The sequence below is a fragment of the Nocardia sp. NPDC051787 genome (assembly GCF_040681325.1).
Taxonomy (GTDB): Bacteria; Actinomycetota; Actinomycetes; order Mycobacteriales; family Mycobacteriaceae; genus Nocardia.
Window position 1 is genome coordinate 1 of the sequence record NZ_JBFAYO010000037.1, and the last position, 11,035, is coordinate 11,035.

General features: G+C 67.0%; 15 protein-coding genes and 1 pseudogene. 11 read left to right on the plus strand and 5 right to left on the minus strand.

Annotation, left to right across the window (positions count from 1 at the left end; all coding sequences use genetic code 11):
• Positions 1–408 precede the first annotated feature (408 nt).
• On the plus strand, positions 409–1,413 hold the full coding sequence (locus AB0M45_RS29355; protein WP_364335877.1) for a hypothetical protein: 1,005 nt from the start codon (positions 409–411) through the stop codon (positions 1,411–1,413).
• Positions 1,414–1,498: 85 nt separating this feature from the next.
• Here AB0M45_RS29355 and AB0M45_RS29360 read toward each other — a convergent pair.
• A pseudogene (locus AB0M45_RS29360) lies at positions 1,499–1,591 on the minus strand (methyltransferase); the annotation flags it as partial.
• 133 nt (positions 1,592–1,724) lie between these two features.
• Here AB0M45_RS29360 and AB0M45_RS29365 point away from each other — a divergent pair.
• Together AB0M45_RS29365 and AB0M45_RS29370 are read left to right on the plus strand one after the other, a co-directional pair.
• Complete coding sequence (locus tag AB0M45_RS29365; protein WP_364335879.1) at positions 1,725–2,012, plus strand: transposase; 288 nt, start codon at positions 1,725–1,727, stop codon at positions 2,010–2,012.
• Positions 2,013–2,080: 68 nt separating this feature from the next.
• A complete protein-coding gene (locus tag AB0M45_RS29370; protein ID WP_364335990.1) occupies positions 2,081–2,374 on the plus strand; it encodes an IS3 family transposase in 294 nt (97 codons plus the stop codon).
• An 8-nt stretch (positions 2,375–2,382) separates the two neighbouring features.
• Here the strand turns inward: AB0M45_RS29370 and AB0M45_RS29375 are convergent, their stop codons facing one another.
• Positions 2,383–2,754, minus strand: a complete 372-nt coding sequence (locus AB0M45_RS29375; RefSeq protein WP_364335881.1) for a hypothetical protein — start codon at positions 2,752–2,754, stop codon at positions 2,383–2,385.
• 75 nt (positions 2,755–2,829) lie between these two features.
• Between AB0M45_RS29375 and AB0M45_RS29380 the strand changes: the two genes are divergently transcribed.
• The 4 genes from AB0M45_RS29380 to AB0M45_RS29395 all read left to right on the plus strand — a co-directional run bounded on the left by AB0M45_RS29380 (position 2,830) and on the right by AB0M45_RS29395 (position 4,822).
• Positions 2,830–3,444, plus strand: coding sequence for a hypothetical protein (locus tag AB0M45_RS29380; RefSeq protein ID WP_364335883.1), 615 nt, complete (start codon positions 2,830–2,832; stop codon positions 3,442–3,444).
• 50 nt (positions 3,445–3,494) lie between these two features.
• Positions 3,495–3,830, plus strand: coding sequence for a spore germination protein GerW family protein (locus tag AB0M45_RS29385; RefSeq protein WP_364335885.1), 336 nt, complete (start codon positions 3,495–3,497; stop codon positions 3,828–3,830).
• A 142-nt stretch (positions 3,831–3,972) separates the two neighbouring features.
• Positions 3,973–4,656, plus strand: coding sequence for a hypothetical protein (locus AB0M45_RS29390; protein ID WP_364335887.1), 684 nt, complete (start codon positions 3,973–3,975; stop codon positions 4,654–4,656).
• A gap of 40 nt (positions 4,657–4,696) precedes the next feature.
• Positions 4,697–4,822: a hypothetical protein gene (locus AB0M45_RS29395; RefSeq protein ID WP_364335889.1), complete on the plus strand. Its 126-nt coding sequence runs from the start codon at positions 4,697–4,699 to the stop codon at positions 4,820–4,822.
• 296 nt (positions 4,823–5,118) lie between these two features.
• Here AB0M45_RS29395 and AB0M45_RS29400 read toward each other — a convergent pair whose 3' ends face one another.
• On the minus strand, positions 5,119–5,400 hold the full coding sequence (locus tag AB0M45_RS29400; RefSeq protein ID WP_364335992.1) for a hypothetical protein: 282 nt from the start codon (positions 5,398–5,400) through the stop codon (positions 5,119–5,121).
• 382 nt (positions 5,401–5,782) lie between these two features.
• On the opposite strand from AB0M45_RS29400, the gene AB0M45_RS29405 reads away from it, so the two are divergent.
• The 4 genes from AB0M45_RS29405 (at position 5,783) to AB0M45_RS29420 (ending at position 8,177) form a co-directional block, all read left to right on the plus strand.
• Entirely contained in the window at positions 5,783–6,214 is a 432-nt protein-coding gene (locus AB0M45_RS29405; RefSeq protein ID WP_364335891.1) for a hypothetical protein, read from the plus strand.
• Positions 6,211–6,654, plus strand: coding sequence for a pyridoxamine 5'-phosphate oxidase family protein (locus tag AB0M45_RS29410; protein ID WP_364335893.1), 444 nt, complete (start codon positions 6,211–6,213; stop codon positions 6,652–6,654). Before AB0M45_RS29405 ends, AB0M45_RS29410 begins: the two co-directional genes overlap by 4 nt.
• Positions 6,655–6,769: 115 nt before the next feature.
• The gene (locus tag AB0M45_RS29415; protein ID WP_364335895.1) at positions 6,770–7,018 is read left to right on the plus strand and encodes a hypothetical protein; all 249 of its coding nucleotides are present in this window, start codon (positions 6,770–6,772) and stop codon (positions 7,016–7,018) included.
• A 130-nt stretch (positions 7,019–7,148) separates the two neighbouring features.
• Positions 7,149–8,177, plus strand: coding sequence for a hypothetical protein (locus AB0M45_RS29420; protein WP_364335897.1), 1,029 nt, complete (start codon positions 7,149–7,151; stop codon positions 8,175–8,177).
• A 329-nt stretch (positions 8,178–8,506) separates the two neighbouring features.
• Here the strand turns inward: AB0M45_RS29420 and AB0M45_RS29425 are convergent, their stop codons facing one another.
• Positions 8,507–9,562 (minus strand): nitroreductase/quinone reductase family protein, encoded by a 1,056-nt coding sequence (locus AB0M45_RS29425; RefSeq protein WP_364335899.1) that lies wholly within the window; start codon positions 9,560–9,562, stop codon positions 8,507–8,509.
• 356 nt (positions 9,563–9,918) lie between these two features.
• Entirely contained in the window at positions 9,919–10,878 is a 960-nt protein-coding gene (locus AB0M45_RS29430) for an NAD(P)H nitroreductase (RefSeq protein ID WP_364335901.1), read from the minus strand.
• Positions 10,879–11,035 lie beyond the last annotated feature (157 nt).

The following is an 11,035-nucleotide window of genomic DNA, read 5'->3' on the forward strand; positions in this document are numbered from 1 at the left end:
TCCAGCCGAGAGCGCTCGCTACGCTCGCAACGAGGCACGCCCAATGGAGGAATTCCGTGACGGCAGCCCGGGGGAATTACCTGATCGTCGACACCGATATGCCGGAAGTCGGGATCATCTGCCCGGGGTGCTGGTTGGCGAATCTACCCCGGAGCCAACCGGTTGCGCGCCGATGCAAGGCACTGCAGTCCGACATGCCGGCCGGCCCGGCACGGCGAACAGCGACTACCCGCCGGGATTCGCCACGGCCCTGATGAATAAGCACTCGCCTGGCCGTGGAAGGATTGCGGGCGATGGGTCGACGCGCGGATCGGACAGCTTGCGGCGAAGGTCTATCGCGAGTTCGAATCGAGCTTCCCGATTCCCGACAGGGCGCCCCGCCCCTCCCGGCATACAGGAGAACCGTTGATGACCACCTCGGACGATCTGTCCGGCCTCATTCGTCGCGCCGAGCAGGGCGAGGAGGCGGCTGTCGAGGAGCTCGCCGAGCGGCAACGCTTCAGCACGGACGACCGGTTACTGCGTCTGTTCGTCGATTCGATCGACGCGGGGACTGCCGGGTTGCCGGGCTGGCTGGTGGCATCTGCATTGGAAGGCAGTGATGACGGCCCCGGTTGCTTTGCTCGCGCTGTTGCCGCCCGCTGGCTGGCATCGCCGTCGGCAGCGCTGGGTATGTCGGCGTGGGAGCTTGCCGAGGCGCTGCGCAGCCAGGGCATCGGCCCGGATCTGTTGGCAGAGCTGGCAGGGCCGGATTTCGTATGGGTCCTCCCGGAGGCGATACGAGGGCAATACAGCTCGGCCGCCCTACCGCTGGCGCCGAGCGACTCGGAGTCCTGGCCGACTACGGCACATTCCGTTTCCGGCACGCCGGACGACGTCTGCCGCTGGTGTTCGTCGCCGCTGTGGACCGCATTGGATCTGGACACCTCCGATCCCGTCGACTCGCGAACCGCCGACGCTGTCACCGAGGCGATCGCGCATACCGGCTGGCGAGGTCGGCTGCGATTGACAACCTGCGCGGGGTGCGTCTGTGACGTTGCCATGATCGTCTTCACCGAGGTGAGGTGCGACGGCACTGGCCAGTGGTCGCCGCACAACAGCGCGGATCTACTGCTGTGGGAGCCCCGAACGCGCCACCAGACCCCGCCGCGTACCTTGTTCGCCGACGCGAGTCACGGTTTCTGCGCCACTCCGTTCCAGGCCGACCCCTGGCACAGCCGGGGTTCGGTCCTCGGCGGAGTCCCGGATTGGATCCAGAGCGAGGACACCCCTGATTGCCCCGGCTGCGGCGAGGCGATGCCGTATCTGGGCATGATCAGCGCGGTGGACGCCGATCCCCGCTGTGAGGGTGGATACTACTTCTTCCTGCACACCACCTGCGGAATCGCTGCCACCATCCACCAGCAGAGCTGAAGTGAGCCGGGTGGGGGCGTCCGAATTCGGTGACAGTATGGCGCCGGATCGGATGCAGCGCCGGTGGCCGCCCTCCGGTGTTCGCGTCGGGCACGTCATCTCTGTCGAGGTACTCCGGACTGCTCGTCTGTAGACGGCGGCGATCGAGCCAGGAGGCATCCGGTCCGCCACGAGGCATCGCGTCGATCGTCTCGATATCGGTCACATGTCGAGTCACTGGTTTCGTCCTCGGCTGAAGTACGCCCTGAGGTTGCCCCGGTCTTCCGGACACCAATGGTGAGGCGAGATACTCGCCTCCGAAAGGAGTCTGGATGCCACCAGCACACCCACCGGAGTTCCGTCAGCGTGCGATCGAGTTGGCACGCAGCAGCGACAAGCTGGTCGGTCAGGTCGCGAAGGGTTTGGGGATCTCGGAATCGTGCCTGCGGAACTGGCTGCGACGTGCCGATATCGATGAGGGCGCCCGGGAGGGCGTGACCAGCGCTGAACGCAAGGAACTGGCTGAGTTGCGGCGCAAGACCCGGCAACTCGAACTGGAGAACGAGGTGCTGCGTAAGGCGGCGGCCTACTTCGCACGGGAGAACGTTCTCCCAAAATAGTGTTCCCGGTGGTCGCGCAACTGGCCGAAGCCGGCATCCCGGTCACGGTTTCATGCCGTGTGCTGGGGGTGTCGACCTCCGGGTACTACGAGTGGAAGCAGCGGGGCGAGTCTGCGCGTGCTCGCGCTGATCGTGAACTCGCCGCCACGATCACCGAGGTCCACATCGCGTCGCGTGGTACCTACGGTGCTCCGCGGGTGCATGCCGAACTGCGGTCGACCTCTTCTTCCAGAAGGCCCGGTAACGAGCACTGTGACCCCTGGTTATTGGTGGCGGCGGGAAGCCGGCCGAGCAGCAGATTTTCCCGAACTCCCAGGGTAGTGGGCGGGAGTGCCAGGTTCTCCTGGCGGCTGAGTAGGTGATCTTGCGCTCAGGTGGCCGGTGGCCGACCGGCGTCCATGAAGCGTGTGATCGAGGAGTCGAGCAGGGCGCCGAACTCCTCTGGGCTGGTGATCTGCGGGCATTCCGTGGCGACTTCGTCGTTGGCCAGGGCATCGAGATCCGCCCACCCACCGCGGAAGAGGACGACGTGCAGGACGTTCCATTCGTCAGCACCCTGGATGCGCACTCCGACCGAGTCCGGATCGGTGATCAGAGCCCGTTCGATCTCCAGCGGCTGAGGCCAGGGCGCGGTCGCATCTCGCCAAGTGATCGGACCGGGGAGGAGCCCGGACGCAGTCCAGGCAGACAGACGCGAGGTGATCTCGGCAGCGGCCTGGTCCAGGTCGATCACGTGGTCCATGGAGATATGTTCGCTTGGTTGCCCACCAGCCGCCAACACCACCTCAAGACCGCCATCCATAACTGGGGATCCCAAGTGTCGTTTGCCACCGCCGCGGTCATCGCCCGCCAGCTGCAACGCGCGGGGGCACGGTTTCCCGACGAACCCGCAGCCGAGCTCAAACTGCTGCCCACGCTGCCGAAGAACCCCCACGGACGCAAGGCGATCACCGAGACAACGCTCGGTGCCCGCCACCGCGACTGGGTCACCGCCCTGCCCGAGATCCACATCCCGGTCACGGTCGACACCGGTACCGCCACACAGGTCGCGATGATTCCCTACGACAATTCACGCATCCTGCTGTATGCCTACCGTCACACCTACGCCCAACGCCATGCCGACGCCGGGGTCCCGGCCGACGTGCTGCGGGAACTGATGGACCACCTACATATCGCCACCTCGCTGGGCCACTACCGGGTCGGCGAGACCCGACGCCGCGCCGCGGTGGACCGGGGTCACGACCATGCAGTTCGACCGGCACGGCAACCGCCTGTGGCGTCACGCGCAAGCCCTGCTCGACGACGAGCACCTGCGCCACGCAGTCGGCACGGTCGCGGTCCCCTACGGCACCTGCAGCGAGCCCAGCAACGTCGCCGCCGGCGGAAAGGGCCGATCGACTCTCATGCGCGGCTGGCTGAAGTCGGACACTGAAGCACGACTGGATGGAAGGCCTGTCCAGGCGCGTGACGAGAGGAAGCACAATGAAGGTCGAAGACGTTCTCGCGTCGGCCAAGGATGCCATGACGGTGCAACGGGTGTATGCCGAGCCGGTCGAGCGGGACGGCACCACGCTGATCGCGGCGGCCGCCGTATCGGGCGGTGGAGGCAGCGGTGGAGGCAGCGACAAAGACGGACAGGAAGGGGCTGGCGTCGGATTCGGCTTGGGCGCCAAGCCGGTGGGGGTCTACGTGCTGCGGGACGGGCGAGTGAGCTGGCAGCCGGCGATCGACGTCAATCGACTGATCACTGTGGTCGGCGTCGTCGCCGTAACGGCACTCCTCGTCGGTGGGCGTATTGCGAAACGGATCGTCAGGTAGTCCATTCGCGAGACCGTTCGCCAGGGACTCTTGGAGTGCCGGGTTGCCGACTGGCCGCGTCTCGGGACTATCGGCCCTGTCGGCGCCGGACCGCACCTGTTGAGCTGGATCAAGGAGAAGAACACCTGACGGGAGGCACGACATGGGATGGACCGTTCCCCTGTTGGCGACGGGCGTCGCGGCCTTGGCGCTGCGGCATCGGATGTTGCACTGGGGCGCCACCCCGGCAGAGGTGGCGGGTGAGTATCCCGGTGACATGCTGGTGCCCGCCCCTACGGGCTGCTCGACCATGGCCACGACGCTCGAGGCGCCCCCAGAGGAGGTCTGGCGCTGGCTGGTCCAGATGGGCGCCGACCGCGCCGGCTGGTACAGCTGGGACCGTCTGGACAATGGCGGTCGGCCGAGTTCGACGCGGGTCGTACCGGAATGGCAGGAGTTGCGTGAAGGTGACCGGGTCAATGCAACCGTCGACGGGCGCATGTATTTCACGGTGGCGATCGCCGATCGCCCGACGACCTTGGTGCTGCGCAGCGATCTCGCACTGCCCAGTGGCCACCCCTTCGACCCGCGCGGACCCCTTCCGCGGATGTTCACCCAAGGCGTATGGGGCTTCCACCTGAGCGAGTTGCCCGGCGCACGCACTCGCCTGGTCGTGCGCACCATCGGACGCGATGCGCCTCGCCCTTTGATGGCGGTCGCCGACTTTCTGTTGGGCCAGCCCGCTCACTTGATCATGCAGGCCCGGCAGTTCGCCAACCTACGCCGCCGCATCCGCGCCGACGAGAACGCTCGAACCGATACTTCTGTATCCGAATCCACCCCGTGAGTCCGACGCTTCCAGAGCCATCCGCTCGAGCGCGAAAGAGGTGCTGGCCGAACGGCAGGCACGCGGTGACCTCAAGGAGAACGGTTATCTGGCCGGATGCACTCCCCGCGTGCTCGGCATCGTCGACTTCGCCCTGCGCAGCGGACACACCACGGCACGTCCCTGATCGAGGTCCATACCCGGTGTCCAGGTCGACATGGTGACCGATCGCGCCGCCGAACCTGTCCAGCTGGCTGCGCAGCGCACGGACCGGCCACGTCGGTTCGCCGCGATCATGTGTCAGCTACGCGGCCGCCAACTCGAGAAATGGATGACCGCCGTCGAAACCGACGACATCCGCTGCAGAAAAAGCTTTTGCGATGGGTGGACATCTACCCAGAGGTTCGCTGTGCGGTGGCGGCGGGGTTCTCTGCTGAGGCCGCTCGGTGATCTGAGGCCGCGACAGCGGCCCCCGGGCGAACGTCAGTCGGTCGGCTGTGGCTCCTCGGACGGGGTAGGGGAGCAGCGTTGGGCGAGTCGGCGCAGGCGGAGATGCTCGAGCCGGAGCAGTGTGACGCCGGCGGCGAAGCACAGGGTGGTGGCGGTGGCGCCGAGGGCGATCCAGTCGGTGAATCCGTATCCGGCCGCGGTGAGTGTGGATGCCAGACCCACTACTCCGGCGAGGAACAGCACGATGCCGGGGATGTTGTACGGGTCGGCGAGGCTGTCGCCCGGCTTGGTGTGGTAGGGCTGGCCGGATGCCATGTCGCTCACGTGTTCCTCCGATGTCGGTTCGAGCGGGTCGCGGCTGGACGGATGCCGCGGCCCGGTGATCACCGTGCCTGCCGGGGCGAACCCGTCAGCAGAGTCCTTCGTCCCCTGCAAGTCGGACCAAGGTCGACGGAGTCAAGGGAACTGCCGTCGGCTGGCAACTCGGCGCGGTGTTTCGGACGGTACGTACCCGAAGGCACTCCAGTCGTGGGACTTTCGGCCCTGGTCGCCGCGGGGATCGCGCTGTTGACATTGCTGGGTGACGGTGGCGAATCACTGTCGGGAGAGAGGTTGTCGTCTTGTGAGTTCGTCGGAGTTATTCCGGGCTGGGCGCGATCCGGAGGTGCGGGTGAGTACTCGCGGTGGAGTTCGGCCCATGGAGGTGACTCGATCCGCTCGCGCGATCAGCCACGCGCGGGATCGCCGACACATCGATGCGCCGGTGCGCGATGCCGATGGGCCAGGGCTGGCACACCCGCGGTTCTGGCCTGATCGGGCCCGCCCGCCGCTGGCGTCGGTCACCGCGCAGCGGCCGATCGTCCGCCGCATGCAATGCGGATTGCTGTCCTGCGCTGCTGCGGAAGCGATTCGGGTGACGGACGCGATGGATTACGACGCGCAACTGCTCATCGACGCCGACACCGGTGAGGACGTCGTTGTTTGCGGGACTGGCCCGTTCGAGGTGCGGCTGGCTCGCCACCACCATATGCAGCCACCGGATTCGCCCCTGCTGTTACCGCTGACCGTCAATCCACATCACTCCAGCGGCAGAGTCGAACTCAGAAGTTGCGGGGGTGCTGTGGAGTGATCGAGCAGTCGTGGGACGGTGTTGGGGATCGCGATGTCGTCGAGCTGGATCGCGCCGAGGCGATGTGGCTGCTGGAAAGTGCGCCGCTGGGGCGGGTGGTGTTCACCCGTGATGCGTTGCCGGCGATCCGTCCGGTGAACCATCTGGTGGAGGACGGTGGGGTCATCATTGTGCGTACGCAGTTGATCTCTCGGCTTTCTTCGGCCGTGCGCGGCAATTCTCCGGTGGTGGTTGCCTATGAAGCCGACGACATCGACCCGGTACGCCGTGTCGGTTGGTCGGTCGTGGTGACGGGTTTGGCGCACACGATCACCGATGCCGACCGCATCGCCCGATATGAGCAGCTGCTGCATCCCTGGGTCGACAAGGTCATGGACACCGTGATCGCGATCGAACCAACCATCGTCACCGGTATCAGACTTGTCGACAAGAGAAGGTAGCCAACCATCGGCGCGCGCTTCGACCCGGGGAGAAACTGCCGAACTGGCACATAGATCACCGAGCAGGGTCCTTCGACCCTGGCGCCGGGACGAGAGGGTTACGCATGCTGAGCCGGTGACCGACGCAGCCATTCTCACCACCCATCGCAGCGACGCCGCCGAAAACCGTTGGATCGAGGTGACCGTCGACCGGCTCTGCCTCGAGTTCGGCGGTCGGGTTGCCCGGCCCTGGGTCGGCCGGGTGGTGCGGCGGTGTGTGCAGGACTTGGCCGGAAGCCCCGTCGGCGGCCTGCCCGAACTCAGCGAACGGCTGGCGCGGCAACGTCTGCTCGATGACAGCGACCGTGTACGGCGACAGACGTGAGCGCGGTTGTCCGCGAGCGGCGGAGCGCGCGTCGCATGGGATCCGACAGGGGAATGCAGGTGACGATCGGCCCTCGAGAAGCGGCACAATGCCCATCCTCAGCAGGGATAGGCGGCGCGACACTGGAAGCATGACCGACAGCAACGCGCATCCTGCACTGTCCGTGCCGGATCTGCCTACGGTGGTGGCGGCGGTGGAGATGGCCGGCCGCGCCCCCTCGGTGCACAACACCCAGCCGTGGCGCTGGGAGTTCGACGACGCCGAGCTTCACCTCTACCGCGACAACGACCGGCTGCTGATCTCCGCCGACCCGCAAGGCCGGCAACTGGTCATCAGCTGCGGAACGGTACTGCATCATTTGCGCACCGTGCTGGCCGCCCACGGCTGGCACACCGACACCCAGCGCGTCCCCGATCTGTCCCACCGCCCCGAGCTGCTGGCCAGCATCAAGTTCCGGGCTTGGCCCGACCCACCTGAGGGTGTGCTGACCCGCGCGGCGGCCATCCAGCGCCGCCGCACCGACCGGCTGCCGATGAACCCGCCACACCGGTTCGATGATCTCGTGCACACCGCACGGATGTTGACCAGTCCGCACGATGTCGAACTCGACGTCCTCGACGACAGCGCCCGCCCTCTGCTGGCCGCGGCCTCCGAACAAGCCGCCGCCGCCCGCCACTACGACATGGACTACCAAACCGAATTGCATTGGTGGACAGGGCATTCGTTCACCACCGAAGGAGTCCCCCGCACAGCACTGGTATCCGACGCCGAGGCTGCAAGGGTACCCATCGCCCGCACCTTCCCATCCGCCCCGCACTCCCAGCGGCGTGGCGAACTCGATGACCAGGCGCGGCTGCTGGTGCTCAGCTCGACCGGCAATACCATCGCGGACTGGCTGCACACCGGCGAAGCGCTCTCGGCATTACTGCTGGAATGCACCGCCCAAGGGTTGGCGACCTGCGCGCTCACCCACATCACCGAACTGCCCGCCGCCCGCAAGGCGATCGACAGCGTGCTCACCAGCGCCGGTGTGCCGCAGGTCATCATCCGCGTCGGCGTCGCACCCACCGAGCCCGAACCGGGCCCGCCGACACCACGGCGCCCGGTCAGCGAGATCCTCGCCGTCCGCCGCAATCCTGCCCCGCCCCAGAATGACTGATCCGATCCGAGAACCGCTTCCCAAGCCGCTGGCCACTCGTGCTGCCCGACCGGCGAGGAACAGTGACATCGAGCGCAGCGTGGCCGGTGCGCGGATTCGAGGTGGTCAGGCCCACCTCGTGGCGAGACCGCCGACGCACCGGCGGGAATCGTCTCGGCGAGAAGCAAGTCGGAGTAGCCGATAAGATCGACCCAGCAGGCGCCAGAGCGATGGCCGCTGTGCCGGTGTGTGCGGACGAATCCCGATTGGGGTAGGGGCAGGATTCCAAGACAACGCTGCCGTGGTGTCAGTTTGCCCAGCGTCGATAGCCTCTCGGTCGCACAGAGCGCTCAGGAAAGCTGGGCGTGCGGCTGTGCGCGCAGCAGCCACACCAGGTATGTGCCGGTGACAGCGGCCATAACGGAGGCCATGAGTAACCCGCCGCCGATGCCGATCGCCGCGGTGAGTGCGCCGGGCTGCTCGGGTTGCCACAACGGGGTGGTGAAGAGCGTGAAGACCGCCAACGCGGCGACCCAGCCCAGGGCGGTCGCCGCGCCCCAGCTGCCGGCACCAGTCAGGTGGTTGCGCAGTACGAACCATTGGGCTACCCCCAGCGACAGCACCATCACCACACCAGCGGCCGCCGCCGTGGGCACCACCAGCAGAGGCGGCCATCCTTTGAAGCCGTCCGAGACGACCAGTCCTACGCCGGACAACCAGGCGACCAGCGCCCCTGCCGCCGTGGCTGTGATCCAGTCGCGGCGTGGAAGTCCAGGCACGACCGCGTGCAGCACGCGCGCTTGGAACCAGCCCAGTACCGTGCCCTCGACGGCACCCGCCGCCAGCAGCACTGCGACGGCCACCGCCTCGGCGGCTTCGCGCACCAGCACAGCAGCCACGGCGGGGACCGCGAAACCCAGCAGCTCACCCAGGGTGACCGTCGCGAACCAGCGCCGCCACAATCGTTTGCCCGATGCAGTGGCGGTGTGTTCCCGATTCTGGGCAGGATCGAGTTCGGTGACCACCATCGGGTCGGTGCCGGAGGCGGGTATGCGGGGAAAACGGCGGGGGTAGATCGCCCATACATCGGCGTACTCGCCGGTGCCCGGCTCGACCACTCGTGCGGTGCCCGTTTGCCAGCGCCCGTCGACCCATACCGATACCTGCCCGGGTGTAGTGAAATTGCGCCACCACGACTTGGTTTCGGCGTGACCGACTCGCACGACCACCTGCTTACCGTCGCGGGCATACGAGACCGGCAAAGCGATCCGTCGATGCGTGCGGCGGGCCTGATAGCGCAGCTCTGTCAGGCCGCGTGCCAGCCTGCGCGTGATCGGGGCATGCAAGGCCGTCAGCATCGCCGAGGCTGCCCATCCCGACGTCCGATAACCGGTGATCTCTGCCATGGTTGGTGATGATCCCGTGGTGGTCCTGGTCCACGACAGAACCGAAGGCCATCACGTAGATGGTCCTTCGGACTCGGACCATCCGCCCGCGCGGCGGTGCTGGGCCGGGCGGAGCGGCCGTCGTGCCCGGCGCCTGTTGCGTGTGAGTGACGGAAGGGTGAGGGTGAATGGGTCACGCTCGGGACGGCAGTTGCACCGTGCGCTGTCCGGCGGAGCACTTCGGGCCGAAGCCGGTAGCGTGCCGGTATTCCCTGCTTCAGCAAGGGCTGTGGATGGCGATGCGATCGAGCTGTCGCACCTGCGCGGCGGCGATCGCGACCACGTTGAAGCCGGAGTGGCGAGCCTGACGGGTGGCCTCAGGTCTTGACGGAGGCGAGCACTTCGGCGAGTGATCGCCGGGGCGTCATCGGCGGCGGGTCAGCGCTGCCGGGAGGCTGACCGACCCGCAGGATGACTTGGGGGTGGGCGGTGTCGTCGAGGATGTCGTGTCGCAGCCGAGTGCGTAGTTCGGCGTTTTCGAGCGGGCCGGAGAGCGGGCAGGTGGCCAGTCCGACATTGGTGGCGGTCAGCAGGACCGCACTCATCGCCTCTCCTGCGCGGAGCCGCGCGAGCCGGTCATCGGTGATGGTGGCCAGGAGGAGAAGGTCGGAATGGTCGGGTTCTGTTATCGCATCGGCAAGGACCGCGGCGGCCATCGTGGCCTCGGGGATGTCGTCACCGACCCGGGCTGCCTGGATGTGGCATGCTGTCGCTTCCTCGATGCCGCTGCAGCGTCGGATGCCGATTGCCGGATCGCTGGCTGGGGCTCGGGCTGCGGACTGCGTCGCGACGGACAGTCGGTCATCGGCGCGTTCGCGAACGGGGCGAATCAGTGCACCCAGGGCCGCGGCGCGCTCGGTGAGTAGCCCGAGGTAGCCGGGCGGGATGATCCAGCTGCGGTAGTTTCTGCGGTCGCTGCGCCGCTGGGTGATCGCGGCGCTCATGGCGATGTCCTGGCTGGTTGGCCGATGTGCCACTGTTGTCACCGCGGCCAGATGGTCCGGGTCATCCGGATTCGGCATCCGGCGCACGATCGTCGCCCATCCCAGTGCGGCGAAGGCCACCGACAAATGGTGCAACGCGGCCCCACAACTGAGGAGCAGATCTCGCTGATCGAGCTCGGTCCTGGGCAGCGCTCGCGTCCGATCCAGATATAGGTGCATGCTGCTCCGGTCGATCTGCCAGCGCCACGGCTGAACGTTGTGTCTCGATGGCGCGCGCAGGGCCAGTGCCAACGCGGTTTCGACGATGCTGTCGTCCGGCAGTGCGCGGTCCATGGATGTCGTTGCCCTTCGTGGTCGAGTGGTTCCCTCCACGATCCCTCGCTGCCGGGTAGCTGGGCAGAGCACGAGGACCCCTCATGAGCGGACTTCCGTTGCCGTCGTGGCTGTGCCGTCGGCGCGCACCCGCGATCTGATGACCCGGTTCAGCGAG

Bases quoted from the DNA above. Each gene is read 5' to 3' on its own strand.
- AB0M45_RS29390 (WP_364335887.1), top strand. From the start codon at position 3,973: ATGGGATGGACCGTTCCCCTGTTGGCGACGGGCGTCGCGGCCTTGGCG.
- AB0M45_RS29375 (WP_364335881.1), bottom strand. From the start codon at position 2,754: ATGGACCACGTGATCGACCTGGACCAGGCCGCTGCCGAGATCACCTCG.
- AB0M45_RS29405 (WP_364335891.1), top strand. From the start codon at position 5,783: ATGGAGGTGACTCGATCCGCTCGCGCGATCAGCCACGCGCGGGATCGC.
- AB0M45_RS29355 (WP_364335877.1), top strand. From the start codon at position 409: ATGACCACCTCGGACGATCTGTCCGGCCTCATTCGTCGCGCCGAGCAG.
- AB0M45_RS29425 (WP_364335899.1), bottom strand. From the start codon at position 9,562: ATGGCAGAGATCACCGGTTATCGGACGTCGGGATGGGCAGCCTCGGCG.
- AB0M45_RS29400 (WP_364335992.1), bottom strand. From the start codon at position 5,400: ATGGCATCCGGCCAGCCCTACCACACCAAGCCGGGCGACAGCCTCGCC.
- AB0M45_RS29385 (WP_364335885.1), top strand. From the start codon at position 3,495: ATGAAGGTCGAAGACGTTCTCGCGTCGGCCAAGGATGCCATGACGGTG.
- AB0M45_RS29420 (WP_364335897.1), top strand. From the start codon at position 7,149: ATGACCGACAGCAACGCGCATCCTGCACTGTCCGTGCCGGATCTGCCT.
- AB0M45_RS29430 (WP_364335901.1), bottom strand. From the start codon at position 10,878: ATGGACCGCGCACTGCCGGACGACAGCATCGTCGAAACCGCGTTGGCA.
- AB0M45_RS29365 (WP_364335879.1), top strand. From the start codon at position 1,725: ATGCCACCAGCACACCCACCGGAGTTCCGTCAGCGTGCGATCGAGTTG.